Source organism: Bacillus sp. COPE52 (genome assembly GCF_003355115.1).
Classification (GTDB): domain Bacteria; phylum Bacillota; class Bacilli; order Bacillales; family Bacillaceae_G; genus Bacillus_A; species Bacillus_A toyonensis.
In genome coordinates this window covers 3,058,731-3,081,617 of record NZ_CP031292.1, presented here as the reverse complement: position 1 = coordinate 3,081,617, position 22,887 = coordinate 3,058,731, and the positions used below count along the sequence as shown (strand labels likewise).

Here is a 22,887-nt window from a genome sequence, read left to right as displayed (position 1 = left end):
ATTAGTACTGAGTAGTACTAAAAAGGGGGATTTTATATGAGAACAGTATTTTTAACTGGTGGAACAGGCTTTATTGGAAAGCAATTAGTAAAAGAATTAGCCAAAGAGGATGTTAAAATTCTTCTTTTAGTAAGGTCGAAAAGTAAAGCAATACGCATTTTTCAAGAAAGAGGCATCTTAAAAAAGGCAGTTATGCACTTTATTGAAGGTGATTTGACGAAAATAGATTTAGGTCTAAGTGCTGAAGATAAGGAGAGGGTATTGAAAACGGATGTGATTATTCACGCAGGAGGCCCCATGGATATTCAAGCGACAAGTAAAGAGGCAGCTTCCGTATTTTTAAATGGCGCCAAACATATTAGTGAATTAGCTAAAAGTATTCATCAATTGAAGGGCTTGCAACAATTTATTCATGTTGTAGGTTATATGAGTCCCTTTGATGATAAAAATAGTAAGATTGCAATTGATGTGTTTAAAGAAGGAAATAATTATTTGAAAATAAAAAATCCATATGAGAGAACAAAATTTTTAGCAGATCTTTATATCCGTCACCAGTCATCAGCAGTAGGTTATCCGCTTTCTGTAATTAATCCGCCAACTGTAGTCGGTAGTAGTAAAACAGGGAGTACAGAGCAGATAGCAGGATTAGGTTTGCTTGTGATGAGTATGCGAAGAGGGCTCATGCCAATGATTCCTGGAGGTAAGGGATATAGGTTACCACTTATTTCAAACGATGAGCTTGCGAAGTTTATTGTGCAGGTTTTCAGATTGGAGCAACCGACTATTCAAACATATACACTTGTTGAAGACAAACAGCACGATCAGAACATTGCTGAATTATTAAGTATTATGTCGGAAAGTATGAATATGAGGGCACCAAAAATCTCTGTCCCAATGCCACTTATGAAAGCAATTATGAATAGTGGAGTAAGTAAAATAACAAAAATTCCTTCTGATGGACTGAATTTTATTACAAAACTAAATTTTTCGAATGTTTCAGCGAAAAAAATTATGGGAGGAGATTGGTTTAAGAAGGCGAGTGTAATGAAATTTTTCCCTGCCGTAGTAGCTGATCTGGATTATCGAATGATGTATCAAAATGGCCAGCATAATCATTTATTTAAACGAACATTATGCGATAACACTACCCTTTACCAATTACAAGGAGAGGGTAAACCGTTTATTTTATTACATGGTTTATTGAGTGATGGAGAGGATTTATTTCCTTTAGCACAAGAGCTTCATGAAAAAACTGGTCAACCTGTATGGATCTTGGATCTGCCAGGTTTGGGACGGTCTCCTTTTAAACTAGAGAAAAATCTTCTAGATATCTATTTGAATGTAGTGAAAAAGTTATTGGAGAAAGCTACGAATGGTGCACATCTAATTGGCCATTCATTCGGTGCGTTTATTCTTCTGGAAGCGTTGGTACAAGAGTACATAGATAAGAAGTATTCAATCACTTTACTTCAGCCACCTGTTGCTAAAAAAAATGCTAAATCGCTAAATGTTCCTCAATTTATGAACAAATGGACATTAAAATTGGCAACTACTAATTTGATAGGGCGTTATTTATTAAGTAATGGTTTGTTTGAAAGTATGGAGAGCATCCCTGAACAGTATATTGAAAAAATAAGTAAAAGTTTTACTTCCCCTAGAATTTTAAATACTACGGTTCAGCTTAACAGTTTATTACTGAAAAACGATCAAGGTGATTTCAATGAAGTAACAAAGTATAATCTTCACATTATTTGGGGGGATTATGACAGAGGCTATTCTGCTCCATCGTATCTTGGTAAGGTTGATTTTGTTCCATATGGCCATCATTTTCCTCTTAGCCACCCGAGTGAAACGGCAACATTAGTAATAAAAAATAGTAATACTAGCAGATGAGAGTGTGGGATAAATAAAAAGTGTGTAGTAAGATTGTTGTGTCTTTGAAATAAAATCGTACTGTTTGGGGTCCCACCCCATCACCATCAAGTTAAAATTTTATAATGCTTCAAAACGAAAAATTTGAGTCTTTTATAGCAATAAAGTTCATTTTATCGTTTTGGGGCAACCTGATCTGGTCGTACGCCTTATAGATATTTTTACGTCTTTAATTTTTGTATTGACCTTAAAGTTACTTTAAGGTTTATGCTAAAGACAATTACATAAAAAAGCTTTTTTATGTCTATATATAATTAATCATAAGGTGAGGAAAGTCATATGGGTATATACAATAGGAAAAATTTAGCTTTAGTTTTAGCATTATTTAATGTATTTATTGTATTTTTAGGAATTGGTCTTGTAGTTCCTGTAATGCCATCTTATATGAGGGTATTACATTTAGGTACTGACACTATGGGATATTTAATTGCTATGTTTGCATTTTTTCAACTATTAACATCTCCTATTGCCGGAATATGGGTAGATATATTTGGTCGAAAAAAAATGATCATAGCAGGGTTAATTCTATTTTCCTTTTCTGAATTTTTATTTGGAGTTGGAAATCAAATATGGGTATTATTTCTTTCTAGAGCACTAGGAGGTGTTAGTGCTGCATGTATGATGCCGGCAGTCACTGCTTTTATAGCTGATACAACATCATTAGAAAACAGAGCAAAAGCATTAGGGTATTTATCAGCAGCTATTAGTACAGGATTCATTATTGGACCTGGTATTGGTGGCTTTATATCTGATTTTGGCATACGTGCACCGTTCTTTTTTGCAGCAGTAATTTCTGGTATCGCTGCGTGTTTTTCAGTATTCATTTTGAAAGAACCTGTATCTAAAGAACAACGAATTAAAATGCAAGATAACAAAATACAAGTTAGTTTTTTAAAAGAAATTAAACAATCTTTTCACCCTTTATATTTTATCCCACTATTACTTGTTTTTGTTTTAGGATGTGGTTTATCAGCTTATGAACATATGTTTAGCTTTGTTGTTGATAAAAAGTTTGGTTTTACACCTAAAGATATATCAATAATTATTTCAGTAAGCGCCATATTAGGAGTAATAGCACAAATCATGTTCTTTGAAAAATTAGTAAAAAAATTTGGTGAAAAAGGAATCATTAAATATAGCTTATTCATAGCTGCTATAATTATAGTTGTATCTACATTTGTCGGTAATTATTGGATGGTCGCGATTTTAACGTTTATCATCTTTTTGGCATTTGATTTACTTCGACCAGCAATTACAACATTACTTTCTAAAATAGCTGGAGAAAATCAAGGATTTATCGGAGGGATGAATTCTACTTATACAAGTCTCGGGAATATAATAGGGCCAGCAACGGGAGGCATTTTACTTAATGTAAATGTTAATCTACCATATATTTTTGCAGGATTAATTCTTACTATTGGATTTGGCATAACTGTATACTGGTCCAAATATATAACAAAAAACAACAGAGATACATTTCCAATGCAATCCTAATCTTATTGACAGGTTTCTATTTAAACCCAAACCAGAAAGCTTATGTTTTTATTTAATAAATCCCTTAAGTTGATGGGCATGGGGTACCGCCAACGAGACACGAATTTTGCACGCTAAGCAAAAAAATAAGCTGTCCACATGGCCAGCTTATTTACATAATTCTCGTTATTGGTAGTTACTCTTTTATATTAACATTGGTTAATTGTTGCTTTAAATCCCAATGTTTTGGTTTCTCTTTAGTATCTAGCCAAGGAGATCCTTCTTGAAGCCAATTCTCACGATATGTTTCAATAGTGCATACAATTTCTTCATCGTCATACCCTGGTTGAAAAGCACAACAAGCACATATTAAACTTACATCGGGGATTCCTTTTTCATTATAGAGTGGTCCCGGCAACTGATCGTAGCCACAAACTAAACAAACATATTTTTTCTTGATAAACTTTTTAAATAACATTCTAAACAGAATAGTCTCCTCCTTATATATTATTTTATTTCGTTATAGCTTTCATAAGACCCTATTTAAAAAACAGTGAATATCGTATACATACAAGGTTAACATAACGTCCTATTATCGGTAGCAAGTTTTTCATAGCATCCTTGTTTTTACAAAATTTTTTGTCTCTATGTCTATCTATCTCTTATACAAGATTTTATACATCATTGATATAGCGGGGATTCTAGGGATCTTTGCATAAAATCTTGTATAGAAAAGTAGTTAGACTAGTGTGTTTTACTTTGGTTCATTTCAAAATATAATTGAAAATTCATCTTTAAATTAAAAAAAGAAGGTGTTACCTTTATATATTAATAACTTCGAAATATTGTATAACAGATAATTTTTATGCATTATGATTAGCATTGCTTATTGTGTTAACGAATCAGGATAGTGTGGCGACCAACTAAATAGTTGCTTATCCTCAAGTATTAGAAGGGAAGTTCTATTATTTCGCGAATTGATTAGACATAGACGAGTGCTATAATTTTCTATATCTACATAAAGAGGTGACTACGCATGAATCAAAGACCGTCAGAAGAAGAATACGCCGGGAGCTCCGGCGAATATATCCGTTTGGTGCCGGACGGTAACATCATCGACATTCTGCTCGCCCAGGAAAAGCAAATGACCGAGCTCCTGGCATTGTTGACCGAAAGCCAGGCCGCATATCGGTATGCGGAAGGAAAATGGACGCTGAAAGAAGTCGTGGGCCACATCGCAGACGCGGAACGCGTCATGACCTACCGCCTGCTCCGGTTCGCAAGAGGGGACCAGACGTCTCTGACCGGTTTCGATCAGGAATTGTTCATGCCTCCTTTCGGAAGCTGGACAACCGCGCAATTGACCGAAGACTACCGGGCCGTACGGCAATCAACGATCACATTGCTGCGCGGGCTACCGGCGGAGGCGTGGACCCGCAAGGGCACAGCCAACAACCTAAGCATTACGGCGCGCGCCCTCGCGTACGGCATCGCAGGACACGAACTTCATCACATGGGGGTCATCCGAAATCGGTACTTGAGTTAATCATCAGCTGAGGCCTTTGGAATGGAACTAACGGGTAACTTTAACAAAATAAGGAATACAATTAAATAGCCTAAAATATGCAAGTTTTTATGCATAACTGCTTGCGTATTATGGAGTAAATCCAAACGCAATTAAAGCAATGAATGAAGTAAATATAGACATAACAAATCAAACATCAGATATAATTGATGCAAACATTTTAAATAGTGCTGATTTAGTCGTTACGCTTTGTAGTCATGCAGATGCTGTATGTCCATCTACTCCGCCGCATGTGAATCGTGTTCACTGGGGATTTGATGATCCAGCAGGAAAAGAATGGTCTGAATTTCAACGTGTTCGCGATGAAATTGGAGAACGTATAAAACGATTTTCTGAAACAGGGGAGTAAATAAAGAAAAGAGTCAATCTTCTATTGTGTTGGAGATTGGCTCTTTTCTTTATTATATATTTCATTGGTTTAAAACAACTATTAAAAAGAATATAGAATATTCTGTCATGTTGGTAAAGTTAGAATAAAGTGGTTTCATAAAGGTGGTTTAACTTATGATTTCTGAATTAAGCAAGAATGATTTTTATAAATGTAGTAGTTTAATAAATGAACAAGGCCAAGTAGAAGTCAAAGCTGTAATTGCAGGGATGAATCCTGGTCGTATATTTGTAGATAACATATCTTCTCCTAATTCGGGTCTTATTTGGTTAGGCAATAATGATGGCTTCTTTTTTATAGGAAGTGTAGAAAATGAAAAGTTTAATAATGAAATTAATAGTTTTATTGATAATGTGATAGAGCCTGAGGCGAGAAAGGTTGGACTAAATTGTTTTGAAGCAATTGGTAATCATTCAAAGTGGAACAAAACAATTGAAAGAATATTTCAGCACAGTAACTTAAAGAGTTGGAATCAAAGAGTGTATACGCAAAAAAAAGAAGATTATGAAGATCATTATGGACCTAAAATTGAAGAAGGATATACAGTGCTAAAAATGAGTAAAGCTCTCTATGAAAATAAAGGAAACATATTGAAGAATATTGAATTTTTACAATCAAAAATTTTAGAGTTTTGGTCTTCACCGGATCGTTTTTTCAATGAAGGAATCGGTTATTGCATTGTCTATGATGATCTAATTGTGAGTGTTTGTTTTTCAGGGTTTGTATTTGAAAATATACACTGCATAGATATTGAAACAATAGAAGGGCACCAAGGGAAAAAATTAGCTCAAAAGATAGCTCATAGTTTTGTGAAAGATTGTTTAGAGAATAACATTACTCCATATTGGGACTGTATGGAATTGAACAAGCCTTCTGTCGCAGTTGTGGAAAATGTAGGGTTTACAAATGTATGTAACTATGTAGGATAATTATTTTCTATTTGATGAATAATTTGTTGATGCGATGAAACGATAGGCATGAGTTAGTTCTATAAGTTTATGAGCCGCAAATGCGGCTTTTTTATTTGTGTCGTAATTAGTTTTAGGATTCTTTTTTGAAAAACTGAATGATTTTTTTAGAATTATCCTCACGTAGATCATAACCTTCGCCGTGCGTTTCATCGCTCGCTTTTGCTATTACGATGTCACCATCAGACTCTATCCAAACAAAGAATTCTTGTATAGAATTATCTTGATAAGTAACCTTCATTTTTGAATGTATATAGTTTTTGGCCTCTTGATCTAGAAGGAGTGTTTTTTTCTCTGCGCTTTCCATACTTGTAAAAATTTTTTTCATATTTTCTTTATTTACTACTGGATTACTACTTTTTGAATTCACAGGACTAATCTCAAGTTTTCTCACTTCTTTTTGTTCAAACATAACGTTTTCATATACAATTTCTTTTTCTTTCACTGCTGTGGATGCTTCTTTATTGGAAGCTTTCGTTTCATTTGAATTACTTGTACATCCAATTAATAAGGTGATACTTAATGCTCCAATTATACCGAATGTTAAGGTCTTCAATAATATGCCTCCCATCTACTATTTTCTATAATTCTATTTCCTATTTGAAATATCCTAGCTATGCTTAATTAAGTGAAATAAATTTTGCTATGGGGAATAGGATGAATTGCTTGTACCCTAATTTTTGTATGGAAGGAGAGAACGGGGTGAAACACATAATTAGGAATGTTTTAATAAATTATTTTAAAGAAATCGACTCATTAGTACTCGAAGAAGAATTACATAATAATAGTTGGAATACAGATCTACACTATAAAATTAAGGTGAATGGAAAGCGATATTCCGCAAGGTTTATAAATAGCAAACGAACAATCAATCCAGCTTTTGGAACGTTATCAAATGAACAATTGAAAGAGCAAGTACGCTTTACATATTATTTACGTGAGCATGGAATTCCTTTTATGAAAATTAACAAGAATAGGTCAGGGGATTCATTTACAGTAGTCACTTGGAATGATGAACAGTACCGATTTGTATTGGCAAATTGGATTGAAGGAGAGCATCTTACACACGGCACAGAATCTATTGCAGAATCGTTTGGAAAGACGGCAAGAAAGATTCATGATAGTTCTAGTACATTTCAAAGCTCGATTTTTCAAAAGAAATCTCATTTGGATGGGTATGCCCAGTTTAAAAGTATGTTAGAAAGTAAGGCAAGCGCATGTAAAGACGTACGGGAGTATATAAATCTAGCTAAATATCATATAGAGTGCGCATATACGAGTGAATTAGAGTTTATCGTACAAACAGACTTAAATCCTTTGAATGTTTTATGGGACTCAAATCAACAGGTAAAAGGAATTGTAGATTTTGAATCAATTGGATATGTAGATCGCATTGAAGGACTAGCCTTTTTAATAAAATGGTATTCTCGAACAGAAGGAATACAGTCACATGAAGTGTGTTCAAGTGTTACTAGTTCATTTTTAGAAGGATATAAGGCTCATAATATTTTAACACCAAATGATTATGAGAGACTTTCTTCATTGTTATGGTTATCCGGTAGTTTGAATTGGAATTTTGTAAAGAAAACGCTAAGTGTATTAGATGATGCGAGGCGGTTAGAGGAGCATTTGAAAGTTTATAGAGTAAGGGGAGAGAGGTTGTCTTCATTATTAATTTGTAGATAACCTTTCTTCTCCTTTGGGATTTATAAAACAAAACATATGAGGTGTTCTAAAAATGAAAATACAAATTGTATTGTTTGATGGTTTTGGAGAGCTTGTCTCCTTTGCACCTTTTGAAGTATTAAACAGAGCCATAGAAGAAGGAGCTCCGTTTACGGTTGAACTCGTATCAAGTGAACGAAAGCAAGAAGTTACTACTTCGTTTGGAGTTACAGTTAAAGTACATGATTTTTTACGGATGGATAATCGTCCAGATTTGTTAATTGTACCTGGTGGTGGCTGGAATCATAAAGCTGAACATGGGGCACGAAAACAAGCAGAGCTTGGTACTTTAACCAAAATGATTAGGGCGATGCACAATGAAGGAACGATTGTTGCTGGCGTTTGTACAGGAGGGATGCTACTAGCTGAATCCGGTATGTTGAATGATAAAAAGGCAACAATGCATCATTTGGCGCAGAGTGAAATTAATAAATATGGAGCAGAACTTCTTCCTTACAGAATTGTGGATCAGGGCGATACGATTACTGCAAGAGGGGTCACTTCAGGAGTTGATTTGGGACTTTGGATCACGGAAAGATTCGCAAATCCTAAAATTGCAGCTGCCGTTGAATATAGAATGGAATATGAGAGGCGAGGCGTTGTTTGGAAGTAATTTGACTTCTTTTTTATCCTATTTTAAATGGTAGTAAGACTCCCACCTCAAAATTCAGCGAATGGGAGGGAGGGCTGCCCGTAAAAGCCCAATGGATATGTACTAATAATCAGTGGGGATGACAAAACTCATACTGATTAAAGTTTCATTTTATAACTTTTTACTTTATTAATAGTAGATTTGTTAGAAAGGATAATCATTAATTGATATAATGAATGGATGTGAAGCAGGAAATAGATAGAAAGATACTGCTAGTAATTTATACTTAAAATGTTGGGAGATTGAACAGAGTTATGGGGACAGAAAAAGAAATTAGTTCCGCTAAATTAATATGGAAGATGACGCGCCCGCATACATTAACGGCGACGTTTTCTCCTGTAATTTTAGGGACGGTGGCATCACTTTATGTTGCCGAAATTGATTGGCTTTTATTTATTGCGATGATGGTTGCATGTTTAGCATTGCAAATCGCAACGAACTTATTTAATGAGTACTATGATTTCAAACGTGGATTAGATACAGCTGATTCTGTTGGAATTGGTGGCGGGATTGTCCGTCATGGATTGAAGCCGAAAAATGTTTTAACAGTTGCGCTTTTATTGTACGTAGTAGCAGCTTTTATTGGTATTTATATTTGTATGAATAGTAGCTGGTGGTTAGTGGTCATTGGTTTAATTGGGATGGCGGTTGGCTATTTATATACAGGTGGTCCATTACCTATTGCGTACACCCCGTTTGGAGAATTAGTTTCTGGGTTATTAATGGGGACATGCTTTGTACTCATTGCTTTCTTTATTCAAACGAATACTGTAACAGTTGAAAGTATATTGATTTCCATTCCAATTGGAATTTTAGTCGGTGCAATCAACATGTCGAATAACATCCGAGATATCGAAGAAGATATTAAAGGTGGAAGAAAGACATTAGTAATCCTCCTTGGGAGAGAAAAAGCAATAGTAACACTAGCGGTAGCCTTTTTCATTGCTTATTTATGGATCGCTATAATTGTATTGATGGGTTATATAAGCCCTTGGGCATTAGTGATGTTCTTAGGTTTGAGAAAGCCAATCTCTGCAATTCAAAGTTTCCAAAAAGGGGCAAAGGATCCCGGGTATATGCGCATCGCAATGAAATCAACAGCGATGACAAATACGATTTTCGGCTTCTTATTATCAGCAGGATTATTAATTAGTTATCTGTTTTAGATAAAAAATCTTGTTAAGTAACTTAACCCCAATTTCTCAATTTTTATATAGAGAGATTGGGGTTTTTATTTTGAATTTGTTTCATGTTAAAAACAGTTTCATTCGAAATGCAAATACCAATAAATTGCAACTTCATCACTTGTCTTATCCAAACCTGTATAAACAAGAAAATCAAATCCACCAATTACAAATCCGCATTTTTCATAGAACTTACATGCTGCGACATTATTATTTTGCGTTTCAAGCATGATACCTGGCATATTGCCTTCTTTTGTCCACTTCTTTGCTTGAGCAACTAATCTTTTACCAACCCCGAGTATACGATATTTTTTATCCACCGTTATATCTTCTATGTAAGCATAGTTATTCCAATTCTTTTTCAATACTATGAATCCAATGATTTGGTTATGTAACAGTGCTATGTAAATTATTTGATGGGGCTTATTTATATATTCATTGTACGCCAGTTCTTCATTATCATTTTGTAAATAACTTTTTTCATAAATCGGAACGTCTTCTACTGTATATTCTATGCGTCTATTTACTTTTGAAAGAGAAAGCATTAACCGAGCATTCACTATAAAACTGTCATCAATCTCCGGAAAATTATCTAAATCATTTGTTTCTAACTCTCTAATTAAAAGGTTCATCGTGATACCTCCAAATTATATTATTTCTTCTGGTTCTTTATGTAATTCAAATTCATTCCAATTACAAAATTATAATAGAATTTCAATAGTAAGGCTATCATTACAAGTTCTTCCTGAAATCATTAAATTTTATAAAGAGAAAGGGTATGAATTTAGGGTATACAATGATGAGGGGCATTTTCGTTTAAACTTTCAGAAAAATAAACATCTATAGTATAAGCTTATTTCTTTTAAAAGTGTTTTTATTACTAAATCAATACCTAAGACAAAAGTCGATTTACTATTTTATAAAGAAATCGGCCCTTTCGTTTATGTATTACGTTACAAGAGATTTCTTATTTTCTCCGGAATGTTTTTTAGAAATCTGTGCAACAGAGCCTTTTTAGTAGGAGTAACTTGATGAGAATAATTGAAAAATACTATATTAAAATTACACTATAATATTAAAGAATTCCTGACTACAATTCCTATAAATTCTTCTCAATAATTGAAAATAAAATCAATCCAGATTATTATATTGTTATTGTAATTATAAATGTAATTACATTTTATTGAAGGAGGATACATAGATGAAAAACTCAAGAGGCTCTATTGAATCAGAGATAAGCAAAGCAATTACTCACTGGGAAAAGGACTACCTAGGACGCGGGTCTATATCCGTTAAGACAGATATATTACGGGATATGATTATCGTAAATTTACAAGGTATTTTAACGCCGGCTGAATATACTGTTTGCGAAACAAAAGAAGGTATGCTAACTATAAAGAAAAATCGTTCGGAGCTAGTTGAATCTGGAATTGAAGATCTTAAAGAGATTATACTGGAATTAACTGGAGAACAAGTGAGGAGTTTTCATACAGATATAAGCTCCCGTACAGGTGAACGAGTAATGATTTTTAAATTGTTTCATAATCTTGAGGGAAAATTTTAAAAATTAAAACCACCATAAGGTTAGTGGAAGATAAACTGAAAATGCAGTGAGATAATTAAGAAAAATACAAGTTATGCACTTTATTTAACTTTATTGATATGGTAATAATTAGAGAAAAGAAAATTTGAAATTATTTAGATATAATGAATTTTGATTCGAATAACATTCAAAAAAACTGATAAATAAATTGACAAACTGCTTAATATAGTTTATCTTATAATTGTTTTAAAAAATTAATAGATGCTTATTTTAACTGTTTGCTATAATTAAGGCTTTAGCATTTTTTTAATATGTAATATTGACTAAATGAAAAAGTTTCTTAATTGAAAGATAGCGCATAACATAAATTGATATATTGATTGCATAATCTAGGAGATCAGAGATATACTGTTATTTTTAATAGGAGTAATACATACATTACTATCCTCTATAAAATGGGAGCTCTTCAAAAAACTTTATTGAAGTTAGTTGAAGTGAAACCGACAATCTCCATAATTCAATGATGATATAAAATCATTGAATTATGGAAGTTGTCGGTTTTTTTTATGGAAAAAACGATGTACTAAAAAGAGTGAATAAAAATTGAAATTAAAAAAACTATCGTAATTAAAAGGAATTTTTATAGGTTATTTTCGTTTGGAAGGGAGTATTTAATATGTTAATTTCGCTGAGTTCATCAACACTGTTAACTTTATTTTTTATGGCACTTAGTGCTTCTTGGCTAAGTGGATTATTGTTTTTAAATGCAAGGATACCTTTACGTTTTGTTCATATCCATATGGGTATCGCTGCTTTGCCTTCATTGGTTTCTTTACTCGCACTTGTTAATAACAATGGAGATAGAGCTGTGGGGCCTTGGCATCTAGATATTTTAGCTTGGTTAATGGCTTTCTTTGTTCTTACAATTGGTTTAATCATTCAGCGCTTTTCTGTACGTTACTTAATGGGGGATCGCTCATATCGAAAATACTTTGCACTTTTTACATTTACTACAGGTGTATCTTCTGTTGCATGGTTAAGTGATGATCTTCGCTTCATGATTATTTGTTGGGGCGCAACGCTTATAGGATTGGTTCTACTCATAGGGCTAAATAAAGGGTGGAAAATAGTTAGTGAAGCAACAAAAATCTCTGGCTATTTATTTACAATAAGTTGGATTGCCTTACTATCAGCTATCATCTGGCTGTTTCAAATAACTGGACAGTGGCAGTTAACATCAGTTTTAGCGAATGAAAATGTAGTGCAACATGGAACATTGGAAAGAACAGCAATCAATTTATTAATTATATTGGCTGTGATGATTCCAGCAGCACAATGGCCTTTTCAAAGGTGGTTAATTGAGTCTGCTGTTGCTCCAACTCCTGTTTCTGCTATTATGCATGCGGGTTTAGTAAATGCTGGCGGTATCATGTTAACTAGATTTTCACCTCTTTTTCATGATGATATTGCACAAATCATTTTACTAATTTTCTCTAGTATTTCTGTCTTAATAGGTACAGGAATTAGTTTAGTCCAAGTTGATTATAAACGTCAGCTAGTAGGTTCAACTATTGCGCAAATGGGATTTATGCTTATTCAATGTGCATTAGGCGCCTATTTAGCGGCTGTTATTCATTTAATTTTACATGGTTTGTTTAAAGCTACACTGTTTTTACAAGCTGGTTCTTCAGTAGAACGTTTTGGGGTAGTGAAGCAGTCTAATGAAAAGATGTCCAATTTATGGATGATAGTCGGGCGTGTTTTAGGATTATTTATAGCAATTACTTTCTGGTTTATGACTTCTGGAGAGGGGTATCAACTAGTTAGTGCGTTAATATTAGGGTGGTCACTATACTTTTCATGGAAACAGCTTGTTGTTTTTGGAGAGGGAAGAATGGGACGAATTGCTGGCTTAATTGTTTTGATTGGATTCTCTCTCATTTACATTACTGTTCATAATTCTCTTTATAAATGGTTGCATACTGATATTTATCAAAGTGTTCAACCTTCAGCTCCAGCCGTTATCTTTGTTATATGTATTTTACTATTTAGTAGTGCTATTAGTACTTTCGTTACTCGTCATCAATCTTCTACTTTATTCGCTGTACTTTATCTTTGGTTAGTTCGAGTAGGTGAGGCGAGAAGAAAGTCAGTAGAAAGTCACCCAAGCTATCTTAAACATTATGTATCAAAGGGAGGTAATTCGTGATGAGCATACCGTCAATATTAAAGAAAGATACAAATATTGATATGCAAGAAAATACTATAAATGATTTAGTTGCATCTGCTAGCCGTGTTATTGCGCCACTTTGGCCTATCTCTACATTTGCAGCTCATCACCCTTGGATGGGACTTGAAAAGCAATCATTTGAACAAGTCGCAAATTGGTTAAAAGAAGCTCGTAATGTGGATATTTATCCTAGTGCCTTCATGATTCATTCGGCAAAGGCGAAAGGTGAGATTGAGGAATCATTTTTACAAATTGGCTTGTCTCGTTGGCTTGATTCACAATCTTTTCATATGCCACGAGAGACAGCAGAGCGATTTTGCCAAGCAGCTTTAAAGTTAGAAAAATTACCTTCTAGTCTATTATCATCGCCAGAATTAAATAAACTGGCAGAAGAAATGAGTTATATAAATACAGGAAGTATGAAAGCCTCTGTTATGCAGCCAATAAGTTTGCTTATAGAGAATCAAAATAGTGAAAACCTATCTGATATTCTTAATTATCATATCATTAAATGGTGTAAATTATATCTTGATGAATCCGGGTTAAGTTGGACGATGCCAAATCGAGAGAAAGGTTTTTATCGGGCATGGCAACACCTTATTAAATTTGATCCAGCGCTCAGTAAAAATGAGCGTAAAGTTTTAAAAGATTGGCCACAGGATGCCCAAGTAGCTTTAGCGAGAGCATTATTTGAACTAGGAATTTCTGAATCTAACATGCAAGCTTACCTTGAAGGGCACTTACTTTCTTTACCTGGATGGGCAGGAATGATACGCTGGCGCTCACAACAATCAATTCAGGAACAGGGGCTCTTAATAGAATATTTAGCAGTTCGAATTTCTATGGAGCTGGCTATTGCAAAACCTTATTTACCTTTAAAAAATCAAAAGATTGAGAAAAAAGTTTCGATCGTCCCACTTATAGCTTCTTGGATCTATTGGGGGAATATTTCAATAGAGGAATGGTTACAAATGTCTGCTGCTGAACAAAGTGAATTATTAGTATTCGCTTATCGTTTTGATGAAAATATTCGCAGGAAACTTTGGCTCGAAGCTTGGGAACAGACGCATGCAGAGCAATTAAGAGAGAAGATTGCTTCTAAACAACGTGCAACTAATGATAAAAAGCGTGTATTAGCTCAATTAGCATTCTGTATTGATGTACGTTCAGAACCGTTTCGTCGCCACCTTGAAAAATTAGGTCCGTTTGAAACATTTGGAATAGCTGGTTTCTTTGGATTACCAATTGCAACTAGTGAACTAGGTAGTAATAACAACCATCCTTCTTTGCCAGTTATACTCAAACCGAAACATCAAATAAAAGAGCTTACAGATGAAAATGAACTGAAATCTTATGAGCAACGTAAGAGGGTAGGCAGTTCGGTGCGTTATACATTTAAAACGATGAAACAGAACGTACTAACAAGTATGGCGCTACCTGAGTTAAGTGGTCCTTTACTTGGTCTACAGATGGTGACAAGAAGCTTTGTCCCAAGAGGAGTTGGTGGTTTCATTCGTAACCTTCGTAAAACTATGTTACAAAAACCTGATACAACATTCTCGCTTAATCATGTTCATGACACAAAAGGTGAGATACCTATCGGTTTTACGAAAGAAGAAAAAGTGAACTATGTGCGTCAAGCTTTAAAAATGGTGGGACTGACAGAAAAATTTGCTCCTTTAGTTGTAATGTGCGGACACAGTAGTCAAAGTACGAACAACCCTTATGCTGCAGCACTTGAGTGTGGTGCTTGTGGCGGAGCAGCAGGAGGATTCAATGCAAGAGTTTTTGCTACTTTATGCAATCTGCCAGAAGTGCGAGAGGCGTTGTTTGCTGAAGGTATTGAAATTCCTGAGGATACCATTTTTGCAGCAGCTGAACATAAAACAACAGTGGACGAATTGGAATGGATTTACGTCCCAGAACTTTCGGAAACTGCACAAGAAGCATTTGATTGTATCGAGTCGATTATGCCAAATGTGAGCCAACATGCAAATAGAGAGCGTTTAACGCAATTACCAAATTTTAAAACGAAAATAAAAAATGCGAGTAAAGAGGCACATCGATTTGCAGAAGATTGGAGTGAAATACGTCCAGAATGGGGATTAGCCCGTAATGCATCTTTTATTATCGGGCAACGAGAATTAACTCAGGATTGTGACTTAGAAGGTAGGGCTTTCCTCCATAATTATGATTGGAAACAGGATGAAAGTGGCGATATATTAGCTAACATTATTGCAGGACCAGGAACAGTAGCTCAGTGGATAAATCTACAATATTACGCTTCAACTGTAGTTCCACATTATTATGGTAGTGGAAACAAAACAACACAAACCGTAACGGCAGGTCTCGGTGTTATGCAGGGAAATGCAAGTGATTTGTTACCAGGCTTACCTTGGCAATCCGTTATGCAGTCAGATAGTGAGACGTATCATTCACCACTTCGTTTACTAATTGTAATTCAAGCGCCTATTAAATATATAGAACGTTTGCTAAATAATGATTTCACATTTCGAGAAAAAGTTCAAAATGGATGGGTTAGACTTGCAAGTGTTGATCCAGAAGGACAATGGACAAACTGGTAACAATCATGTAATGCAGAATCAACTATTGTTACTAGCTTAAAAGTTTCATAAGTACAATAATGAAGAAGGAGTGCTCCATATGAATTCAAAGAATAAAAAAGTTTTATTGTTAACAGACATTGAACACGGAATAGAGCCTATTATCCAACAAGTAACTAACAGTCAACAAGAAAACATGTTGACTATACACAGCTACGATTCTGTAATTGTACATCCTTATGGAGATATAATGAGATCTGTTATTATTGCTATTTATCAAGAAAACGTTGAAGAAATTTTTGTTGTCGGAATAGAGGATAAAGAAACTTCTTCAGTTAATCTACAAACTCAACATGATTTCATAAAAGATAATATAAAATTAGACTATCTCTTTAAAAATTGCATGCCTGAATTCTCAAGTGGTAGCCTGAATGCATGGCTAAGTGGACAAGAAAATGTTAGTGAAAATATTAAGAAGAGTATAGATATGATTCGTCAGCATCCGTTAGTACCTTCTGATATTAAAGTTCATGGTTTCATGATTGATAGAACAGGTGGAAAAGAAACGGTTGCAAAAGTTTCTGCTAATAAAGTAGTTGAATACATTTAATCTATTAGGGACAAATAAATTCTTAGGTAGAAATTACTGTTATATAATAAAATTTAATATGTTTTAAGAATTAGAAGGGATAGTTATGCAAAACAAAATTATTGTTATGTTTCAAAAAGATTTTCGCTTATATGATAACCCAGCTTTATTTGAAGCTGCTCAGTCTGGTGAGGTTGTTCCGGTATATGTACATGACGAAACTTTTTCAATGGGAAGTGCGTCAAAGTGGTGGTTACACCATGCAATAATAGATGTAAAAAAGCAACTTGAGACATTAGGCTCTACTTTAATAATTCGCAAAGGAAATACACAGGAAGAAATATTTTCTCTCATAGAACAGTTAGGTATAACGGCTGTATATTGGAATATTTGCTATGATCCGGACAGATTACAATCTAATCAAAAAATGAAAATGATGTTAGAAGGTAAAGGTATTATTTGTAAGGAATTTAATTCGCATTTATTATTAGAACCGTGGATTATTAAAAAGAAAGATAACACTGAATATAAGGTGTTTACGCCTTTTTACAATGCATTTCAAAAGCAGATAATACCTAAACCTATTAGTAAAGTGCAGAGTATAAAGGGAGGAAACTCTTTACCAGCAAGCTTATCTGTTTCAGAATTAAACTTGTTGCCGACTATACCGTGGACATCTCATATGGAAGCAATATGGGATCCGACAGAAGAAGGGGCATATAAAACATGTAAGAAATTTTTCTCTAGCAAATTAGCCTCTTATAGTGAAGGAAGAGATTTTCCAAATCAAAATGTCCATTCGATGTTGGCACCGTATCTTTCATTTGGTCAAATATCAGTGAGGTTGATGTATCATTACTTAATAAATAAAAGTACCGAAAGACAATGTAGTCTTTTTGAAAAACAAGTGAATAGCTTTATACGTCAATTAATTTGGCGAGAGTTTTCTTATTATTTACTATATCATTATCCATTTACAGTATATAAACCTCTTAATAAGAGCTTTGAACATTTTCCGTGGAATAATGAAGAGGAGTTATTAACAGTATGGCAGAAAGGTGAAACTGGTTATCCGTTTATTGATGCGGGAATGCGGGAACTGTGGCAAACAGGTTTTATGCATAATCGAGCAAGAATGGCTGTAGCTTCTTTTCTTGTAAAGCATTTATTAATCCCATGGCAAGAAGGAGCAAAATGGTTTATGGATACACTATTAGATGCTGATATTGCAAATAATACAATGGGGTGGCAATGGGTTGCTGGAAGTGGAGCGGATGCATCACCATACTTTCGTATTTTTAACCCGATTACACAAGGAGAAAAGTTTGATAAAAATGGGGAGTATATAAGAAGATGGGTGCCAGAATTAAGAGATATACCGAATAAATATATACATAAGCCGTGGGAAGCACCTGAGCATATTTTACAAAAGGCCAATATACAGCTTGGTCATACATATCCTTTGCCAGTTGTTGATCATAAGGCAGCGCGGGAGAGAGCACTTTGTGCATATAAAAGTATGAAAGAGTTCGTATAAAATAGATTAAACAATATGTATTCAAAATTTAAATATTAGAATTTTATCCATTACAAGGACATACTAATCATATAAAGTTTCTATAATCTTCTAGTAAAAAGGAGAATGTTTATGAAAAAATCTAGTATTATAGTATTTTTACTAACATATGGTTTGTTTTATGTTTCTAGTATTTTATTTCCCATTGATCGTATGTGGTACGATCAATAGGAAAGCCGTCTTGGACGCCTTCTGGCATGACAATCGGAATGATTTGGGCTGTATTATATGGACTTATTGCATTATCCGTTGCAATTATTTACAACAAATATGGATGTAAGCCAAAAACATTTTGGTTTGTATTCCTTTTAAATTATATGTGCAATCAAGCGTTCAGCTACTTTCAATTCAGTCAAAAAAATTTGTTTTTAGCAACAATAGATTGTTTACTAGTCACTATTACTACGTTACTTCTCATAGCGGTTTCTTCCAATTTATCTAAAGTATCGACATGGTTGCTAATTCCATATTTTTTATGGGCTGCATTTGCTACATATTTATCTTGGACAATTTATAGTATAAATTAAAGACGTAAATAAAAACTTGAGCATAATAAAAATGCTCGAGTTTTTATGTTTATCTCGCATTAACGGGCAGTAAGACCTCCACCTCAAAATTCAGCGAAAGCAAAGAAGTTAGGTGGGGGTCGGGCTGCCCGTAAAAGCCCGATTGGTGAGGGCTGATTAAAATTTCACTTTATTAATGATAATCTAAAGTATAGAATATACACATCTTAGGGAGGTCATATATGTGAAGAAATGGATAAAAATTGTTCTGTACTCTGTATTAAGTATTTTAATTATCGGAAGTATTACTTTTTTGACTTGGTCTCAGTTTACTTATAAACCAACGAAAGAGGCTTTGTCTCTAGTAGATAATAGAAAAGATGAAGAGAATATAGTTTTTGGAGAGAAAGATGCTAAAATAGGAGTTATTTTTTATCAAGGAGCTAAAGTAGAAGCTGAAGCTTATAGTTATTTAGGAGAAGCTCTTGCAAAAGATGGGCATTTTGTAGTAATGCCTAAGTTACCATTAAATTTAGCGATACTTGGAATCAATGCAGTAGACAGTGTAATGGAACAGTATCCTGAAGTTCAGAAATGGTATGTTGCAGGGCATTCAATGGGCGGAGCTATGATTTCTAAATATGCTTTTCAGCATGAAGAAAAGGTAGACGGAATCATTTTCTTAGGTTCTTATCCCGCAGATGATTTCTCTACCAAATCGATTCCAATGTTATCTATTTATGGAGAAGTAGATGCTTTAGCAACTGTAGAAAAAATAGAGAACAATAAAAAGTTAATGTCAAAGAATACAACTATGCACATGATAAAAGGGGGGAATCATGCTAATTTCGGCATGTATGGCGAGCAAAAAGGTGATAATGCTAGCTTAATTACGTCAAAAGCACAACAAGATGAAACAGTGAAAGTAATGGAAGAATGGTTGTTAAAACAATGATAGACGGGAGAGGTAATAAAGAGCCAACTCATACGAGTGGGCTCTTTTATTTAACTTCTATCTCCAATTTCCCTCTTATTTTCTCCGGAATATCCTTGTCAGAAATAGCCTCGTACGAGTAAACATACCTACCTTTCACATGAATTTTCAAGTAAGTTTTTCTTATAAAATCATTAGGAGTATTCGTTCCTACTGTATACTCTTCTTCATTGCCAGATTCATCAATGCCTTTTAACGAGTACATAGCTCTACCGTTCGTATGATAATCGGGAACACCATACCCTTTCGCAACGGCATATACATGTTTTTCTTCAGCAAGTGGATTAAATCGGTCCAAATCCCCGCGTAATATGAACGGTAGTAAGTATATAAGGAGGCCTATTCCTAATATGCAAAGTAAAAATTTCTTCATGATTGTTTCTCCTTTTGTTAATTTACTTATTTTTAAGTATAGGAAAAAATTCTTATGAATATAGAGGGAAATTCCTTAATATTTTCTTAATAAAGTTTGACCGTGTGAAAAAAGACTAACTTGAGCATTAAGCTTACGGAATGAATAACCAAATAACCTGTTTTCTTTATTTTTTGATGGTAGGTTATTTGGTTTTTTATTTTTCTTTTGATTTAATTACCGAAAAAAGTATCTTGTACTCCTTTTGTAACTTTTTCTATATAGAAATTTTCTATAAAATAAAGGGCTTGCCTTCCAAATAAATCGTTATTTGTAACACTTTTATCAAAGCAAAGTTCTCGTGACATCACTTTGATATTCAAAAACATTAATAACCTATTGTATGAAATTTTTCGAAAATTTAGGTTTAACATCTTTAAAATAGGTGTATTACATATTACATAACAACTAAATAAAAAAATAAAAATCTAAAGGAGGAAAAATACCATGCATAAGAATGAACGAAAACCGGTGGTTCATGAATATGAAAATGAACAGGAAGTAGTTATGAAAGTAAAAGAGCTAGAATTGTAAGGGATTCGCCAAGATGATATTTACGTCTTAACACATGAAAAACATCTAACAAAAAAGATTGCGGATGATACAAACACAAATACGATTGGAGTAAAAGAACAAGGATTGGGCACAAGTATTATTAACTTTTTCTCCCAAAAAGGGGACGAACTCCGAAATCAAATGGAGGAAATAGGGTTGTCGAAGGAGGAAGTTAACTTATATGAAGAAAAACTAGATCAAGGGAGAATTTTACTCCTAGTAACAGCTGAAACACCAACGGCGAGTGATAGGCAGCCGCAAAACTATCATTCTCTCTAATAGATTGCAACATCTGATAAATAGGTAAGGTAATTATTTTAGGTTGTAGCATTGAAAAAAATAAAAGTAGAGAAGGATGAGGAAAATGAAACATACGATATTTAAATATGCTGTGATTGGGATTACGACCGGAGTCATGGTCTCCCTATTAAAAAAAGAAAACCGGAAAGCTATACAAACAACAGGAAAAAGCGTAAAAGACAAACTACAAGAAGGAAACATAAAGGAAACATTAGAGAAGGTAACTGAGACAAGTAAACAATTCTCTGTAACTGCAGCTAATGTTGCAAAACAAACATTACCACAACTGCTTACAGCCACACCGGTTGTCATTTCTACCATTAAAGATTTAACAGAAAACGAAAATAACAAAAAGAAAAAAGATGAAAAGGATTACGAAATAAATGAAAATAGTAAGGACATAGATGGAGAAAAAACGAAAAATGAAAAGAAATATATGAAAGAAGGGAAAGAAGAGAGTGCTTAGATTTAATTCTAAAAAGAGAAAGTGAGGAAAAAAGTATGAAATCTCTGTATGCGATTGATGTAGGAATTGGTTTTACAAAGCGGGCATATCGACAGGATGTAGATTCTGAGGTGACGATTAAGAGTGAAGCTTCCACACTAGCCCCTGTACCTAATCATGCTGAAAGTGAAGATTTAACAAAGGTAAGTTTTATAGACTTAGACTTTGCATACTACATGGGAAATGAAGCACATCAATCTGACGCATCATTTCTTCCTCCATTTGACGAAGAAATAGAAAATTATTATGAAAGCGAACGGTTTAAACAACAAATATTTGGTTGCATTGCAAAGGATTATAAAGAAAATGTCGTGTTACCTTTAGTTGTTACCGGGCTTCCCGTTACTTGTTTTGGTAGTCAGCATGAGCAATTACAACGTGCACTAAAAAAAGAAACTTCCGTGCAAATTGATGGGAAATTTATTAATATTACGGTGGAAAATGCTTTGATTCTTCAGCAACCAGTCGCTTTACATGCCTATTTCTTAAAAGCGGGAATCATTCAGGAACGAGATCGTATCTTAATTATTGATGGTGGATTTCGTACATTAGAAATGACAGATATGAAACAGAATGTCATTTTAAATCATTATGAGACAGAACTAGGATGTAACAAGCCTTTGAAAAATATTAAGAATATCATGCAGAATCATGGGGGTGAAAGTAATCACTTGCATATTAACGACATGCCAAAAATATTAGAAAAAAGATATGAATTTCGAGAAGAAAATCCTCAGACAAAACAGGTTCATACTTTGATTCAAAAAGAGTTGGATGCACACTTCCAAGACGTCATGCGTGTATTACAAGAACAATTTAAGTTAGAACAGTACGATACTATTATTTGGACAGGAGGAATAGTAGATCTCCACAAAAAACGAATTGAAAAAATGCAAGGTGAAATTTCTTCTTTCCGTATGGTAGACGCTTCGAAAGAGGCTGCACTTCATGGATACTATATTATTGGAAGTCAAGTATTTGAGGACATCACCAATCAATCTGCATATGAATCTAAATTATAATAACGACCGAAATGGAGTTCGTTGAATGGACGTGCCAAATTATGTTGCTTCTTTTTCACATATAATAAATTCTTTATAAGAAAAGATAAAGTGAAACTTTAATCAGTGGGGGGGTTCTTCATCCCCCACTGATTATCAGCCCTCACCAATCGGACTTTTATGGGCAGTTGATCCTCCACCTAAC

The 22,887-nt window shown here is 34.1% G+C and carries 19 protein-coding genes and 4 pseudogenes; 18 read left to right on the top strand and 5 right to left on the bottom strand.

What is annotated here, in order from left to right; all coding sequences use genetic code 11:
* Positions 1 to 36 precede the first annotated feature (36 nt).
* The gene (locus DPQ31_RS15420; RefSeq protein ID WP_208730616.1) at positions 37 to 1,893 is read left to right on the top strand and encodes an alpha/beta fold hydrolase; all 1,857 of its coding nucleotides are present in this window, start codon (positions 37 to 39) and stop codon (positions 1,891 to 1,893) included.
* A 318-nt stretch (positions 1,894 to 2,211) separates the two neighbouring features.
* A complete protein-coding gene (locus DPQ31_RS15415; protein WP_199633556.1) occupies positions 2,212 to 3,426 on the top strand; it encodes an MFS transporter in 1,215 nt (404 codons plus the stop codon).
* Positions 3,427 to 3,601: 175 nt separating this feature from the next.
* On the opposite strand, the gene DPQ31_RS15410 is transcribed toward DPQ31_RS15415, so the two are convergent.
* Positions 3,602 to 3,883 (bottom strand): hypothetical protein, encoded by a 282-nt coding sequence (locus tag DPQ31_RS15410; RefSeq protein ID WP_087988155.1) that lies wholly within the window; start codon positions 3,881 to 3,883, stop codon positions 3,602 to 3,604.
* Positions 3,884 to 4,441: 558 nt separating this feature from the next.
* Here DPQ31_RS15410 and DPQ31_RS15405 point away from each other — a divergent pair.
* The 3 genes and pseudogenes from DPQ31_RS15405 (at position 4,442) to DPQ31_RS15395 (ending at position 6,329) form a co-directional block, all read left to right on the top strand.
* Positions 4,442 to 4,951, top strand: a complete 510-nt coding sequence (locus DPQ31_RS15405; RefSeq protein WP_208730615.1) for a DinB family protein — start codon at positions 4,442 to 4,444, stop codon at positions 4,949 to 4,951.
* Positions 4,952 to 5,060: 109 nt separating this feature from the next.
* Positions 5,061 to 5,339 (top strand): annotated as a pseudogene (locus DPQ31_RS15400) (arsenate reductase); the annotation flags it as partial.
* A 155-nt stretch (positions 5,340 to 5,494) separates the two neighbouring features.
* Positions 5,495 to 6,329: pseudogene (locus tag DPQ31_RS15395) on the top strand (GNAT family N-acetyltransferase).
* Positions 6,330 to 6,419: 90 nt separating this feature from the next.
* Here DPQ31_RS15395 and DPQ31_RS15390 read toward each other — a convergent pair.
* Positions 6,420 to 6,902 (bottom strand): YhfM domain-containing protein, encoded by a 483-nt coding sequence (locus DPQ31_RS15390; protein WP_016108737.1) that lies wholly within the window; start codon positions 6,900 to 6,902, stop codon positions 6,420 to 6,422.
* 128 nt (positions 6,903 to 7,030) lie between these two features.
* Here DPQ31_RS15390 and DPQ31_RS15385 point away from each other — a divergent pair, with 128 nt between their 5' ends.
* The 3 genes from DPQ31_RS15385 (at position 7,031) to menA (ending at position 9,889) form a co-directional block, all read left to right on the top strand.
* A complete protein-coding gene (locus DPQ31_RS15385) occupies positions 7,031 to 8,032 on the top strand; it encodes a phosphotransferase enzyme family protein (RefSeq protein ID WP_199631353.1) in 1,002 nt (333 codons plus the stop codon).
* A 52-nt stretch (positions 8,033 to 8,084) separates the two neighbouring features.
* Positions 8,085 to 8,684, top strand: a complete 600-nt coding sequence (locus DPQ31_RS15380) for a DJ-1/PfpI family protein (protein ID WP_016108735.1) — start codon at positions 8,085 to 8,087, stop codon at positions 8,682 to 8,684.
* Between the two features lie 293 nt (positions 8,685 to 8,977).
* Positions 8,978 to 9,889, top strand: a complete 912-nt coding sequence (gene menA, locus DPQ31_RS15375; RefSeq protein WP_097859506.1) for a 1,4-dihydroxy-2-naphthoate polyprenyltransferase — start codon at positions 8,978 to 8,980, stop codon at positions 9,887 to 9,889.
* 98 nt (positions 9,890 to 9,987) lie between these two features.
* Here the strand turns inward: menA and satA are convergent, their stop codons facing one another.
* Entirely contained in the window at positions 9,988 to 10,539 is a 552-nt protein-coding gene (gene satA, locus DPQ31_RS15370) for a streptothricin N-acetyltransferase SatA (protein ID WP_199633552.1), read from the bottom strand.
* A gap of 569 nt (positions 10,540 to 11,108) precedes the next feature.
* Here satA and DPQ31_RS15360 point away from each other — a divergent pair.
* The 7 genes and pseudogenes from DPQ31_RS15360 to DPQ31_RS15330 all read left to right on the top strand — a co-directional run bounded on the left by DPQ31_RS15360 (position 11,109) and on the right by DPQ31_RS15330 (position 19,870).
* A complete protein-coding gene (locus DPQ31_RS15360; RefSeq protein WP_199633551.1) occupies positions 11,109 to 11,471 on the top strand; it encodes a Na-translocating system protein MpsC family protein in 363 nt (120 codons plus the stop codon).
* A gap of 655 nt (positions 11,472 to 12,126) precedes the next feature.
* Positions 12,127 to 13,659 carry an NADH dehydrogenase subunit 5 gene (locus tag DPQ31_RS15355; RefSeq protein WP_208730613.1) on the top strand — a complete coding sequence of 511 codons (1,533 nt, stop codon included), beginning with the start codon at positions 12,127 to 12,129 and terminating at the stop codon, positions 13,657 to 13,659.
* On the top strand, positions 13,659 to 16,265 hold the full coding sequence (locus tag DPQ31_RS15350) for a DUF2309 domain-containing protein (RefSeq protein WP_208730612.1): 2,607 nt from the start codon (positions 13,659 to 13,661) through the stop codon (positions 16,263 to 16,265). The genes DPQ31_RS15355 and DPQ31_RS15350 overlap by 1 nt, the downstream gene beginning before the upstream one ends.
* A gap of 79 nt (positions 16,266 to 16,344) precedes the next feature.
* Positions 16,345 to 16,854, top strand: a complete 510-nt coding sequence (locus tag DPQ31_RS15345; RefSeq protein ID WP_097959823.1) for a carbonic anhydrase — start codon at positions 16,345 to 16,347, stop codon at positions 16,852 to 16,854.
* An 85-nt stretch (positions 16,855 to 16,939) separates the two neighbouring features.
* Complete coding sequence (locus tag DPQ31_RS15340) at positions 16,940 to 18,370, top strand: cryptochrome/photolyase family protein (protein WP_199633548.1); 1,431 nt, start codon at positions 16,940 to 16,942, stop codon at positions 18,368 to 18,370.
* Between the two features lie 111 nt (positions 18,371 to 18,481).
* Positions 18,482 to 18,936: pseudogene (locus DPQ31_RS15335) on the top strand (TspO/MBR family protein).
* 223 nt (positions 18,937 to 19,159) lie between these two features.
* Positions 19,160 to 19,870 (top strand): alpha/beta hydrolase, encoded by a 711-nt coding sequence (locus DPQ31_RS15330; RefSeq protein WP_098710900.1) that lies wholly within the window; start codon positions 19,160 to 19,162, stop codon positions 19,868 to 19,870.
* Between the two features lie 46 nt (positions 19,871 to 19,916).
* On the opposite strand, the gene DPQ31_RS15325 is transcribed toward DPQ31_RS15330, so the two are convergent.
* Both DPQ31_RS15325 and DPQ31_RS29370 read right to left on the bottom strand, forming a co-directional pair.
* Entirely contained in the window at positions 19,917 to 20,282 is a 366-nt protein-coding gene (locus tag DPQ31_RS15325; protein WP_098710901.1) for a YxeA family protein, read from the bottom strand.
* Positions 20,283 to 20,494: 212 nt separating this feature from the next.
* Entirely contained in the window at positions 20,495 to 20,650 is a 156-nt protein-coding gene (locus tag DPQ31_RS29370) for a hypothetical protein (RefSeq protein ID WP_002093610.1), read from the bottom strand.
* Between the two features lie 118 nt (positions 20,651 to 20,768).
* On the opposite strand from DPQ31_RS29370, the pseudogene DPQ31_RS15320 reads away from it, so the two are divergent.
* The 3 genes and pseudogenes from DPQ31_RS15320 (at position 20,769) to DPQ31_RS15310 (ending at position 22,703) form a co-directional block, all read left to right on the top strand.
* Positions 20,769 to 21,155 (top strand): annotated as a pseudogene (locus DPQ31_RS15320) (general stress protein).
* An 85-nt stretch (positions 21,156 to 21,240) separates the two neighbouring features.
* Positions 21,241 to 21,642 (top strand): hypothetical protein, encoded by a 402-nt coding sequence (locus DPQ31_RS15315; RefSeq protein WP_000683233.1) that lies wholly within the window; start codon positions 21,241 to 21,243, stop codon positions 21,640 to 21,642.
* 35 nt (positions 21,643 to 21,677) lie between these two features.
* Positions 21,678 to 22,703, top strand: coding sequence for a ParM/StbA family protein (locus DPQ31_RS15310; RefSeq protein WP_208730611.1), 1,026 nt, complete (start codon positions 21,678 to 21,680; stop codon positions 22,701 to 22,703).
* The last annotated feature ends 184 nt before the right edge of the window (positions 22,704 to 22,887 follow it).

Coding starts and splice junctions, on each gene's coding strand:
- DPQ31_RS15420 (WP_208730616.1), top strand. CDS start 37: ATGAGAACAGTATTTTTAACTGGTGGAACAGGCTTTATTGGAAAGCAA.
- DPQ31_RS15415 (WP_199633556.1), top strand. CDS start 2,212: ATGGGTATATACAATAGGAAAAATTTAGCTTTAGTTTTAGCATTATTT.
- DPQ31_RS15410 (WP_087988155.1), bottom strand. CDS start 3,883: ATGTTATTTAAAAAGTTTATCAAGAAAAAATATGTTTGTTTAGTTTGT.
- DPQ31_RS15405 (WP_208730615.1), top strand. CDS start 4,442: ATGAATCAAAGACCGTCAGAAGAAGAATACGCCGGGAGCTCCGGCGAA.
- DPQ31_RS15385 (WP_199631353.1), top strand. CDS start 7,031: ATGGAAGGAGAGAACGGGGTGAAACACATAATTAGGAATGTTTTAATA.
- DPQ31_RS15380 (WP_016108735.1), top strand. CDS start 8,085: ATGAAAATACAAATTGTATTGTTTGATGGTTTTGGAGAGCTTGTCTCC.
- menA (WP_097859506.1), top strand. CDS start 8,978: ATGGGGACAGAAAAAGAAATTAGTTCCGCTAAATTAATATGGAAGATG.
- satA (WP_199633552.1), bottom strand. CDS start 10,539: ATGAACCTTTTAATTAGAGAGTTAGAAACAAATGATTTAGATAATTTT.
- DPQ31_RS15360 (WP_199633551.1), top strand. CDS start 11,109: ATGAAAAACTCAAGAGGCTCTATTGAATCAGAGATAAGCAAAGCAATT.
- DPQ31_RS15355 (WP_208730613.1), top strand. CDS start 12,127: ATGTTAATTTCGCTGAGTTCATCAACACTGTTAACTTTATTTTTTATG.
- DPQ31_RS15350 (WP_208730612.1), top strand. CDS start 13,659: ATGAGCATACCGTCAATATTAAAGAAAGATACAAATATTGATATGCAA.
- DPQ31_RS15345 (WP_097959823.1), top strand. CDS start 16,345: ATGAATTCAAAGAATAAAAAAGTTTTATTGTTAACAGACATTGAACAC.
- DPQ31_RS15340 (WP_199633548.1), top strand. CDS start 16,940: ATGCAAAACAAAATTATTGTTATGTTTCAAAAAGATTTTCGCTTATAT.
- DPQ31_RS15325 (WP_098710901.1), bottom strand. CDS start 20,282: ATGAAGAAATTTTTACTTTGCATATTAGGAATAGGCCTCCTTATATAC.
- DPQ31_RS29370 (WP_002093610.1), bottom strand. CDS start 20,650: ATGTTTTTGAATATCAAAGTGATGTCACGAGAACTTTGCTTTGATAAA.
- DPQ31_RS15315 (WP_000683233.1), top strand. CDS start 21,241: ATGAAACATACGATATTTAAATATGCTGTGATTGGGATTACGACCGGA.
- DPQ31_RS15310 (WP_208730611.1), top strand. CDS start 21,678: ATGAAATCTCTGTATGCGATTGATGTAGGAATTGGTTTTACAAAGCGG.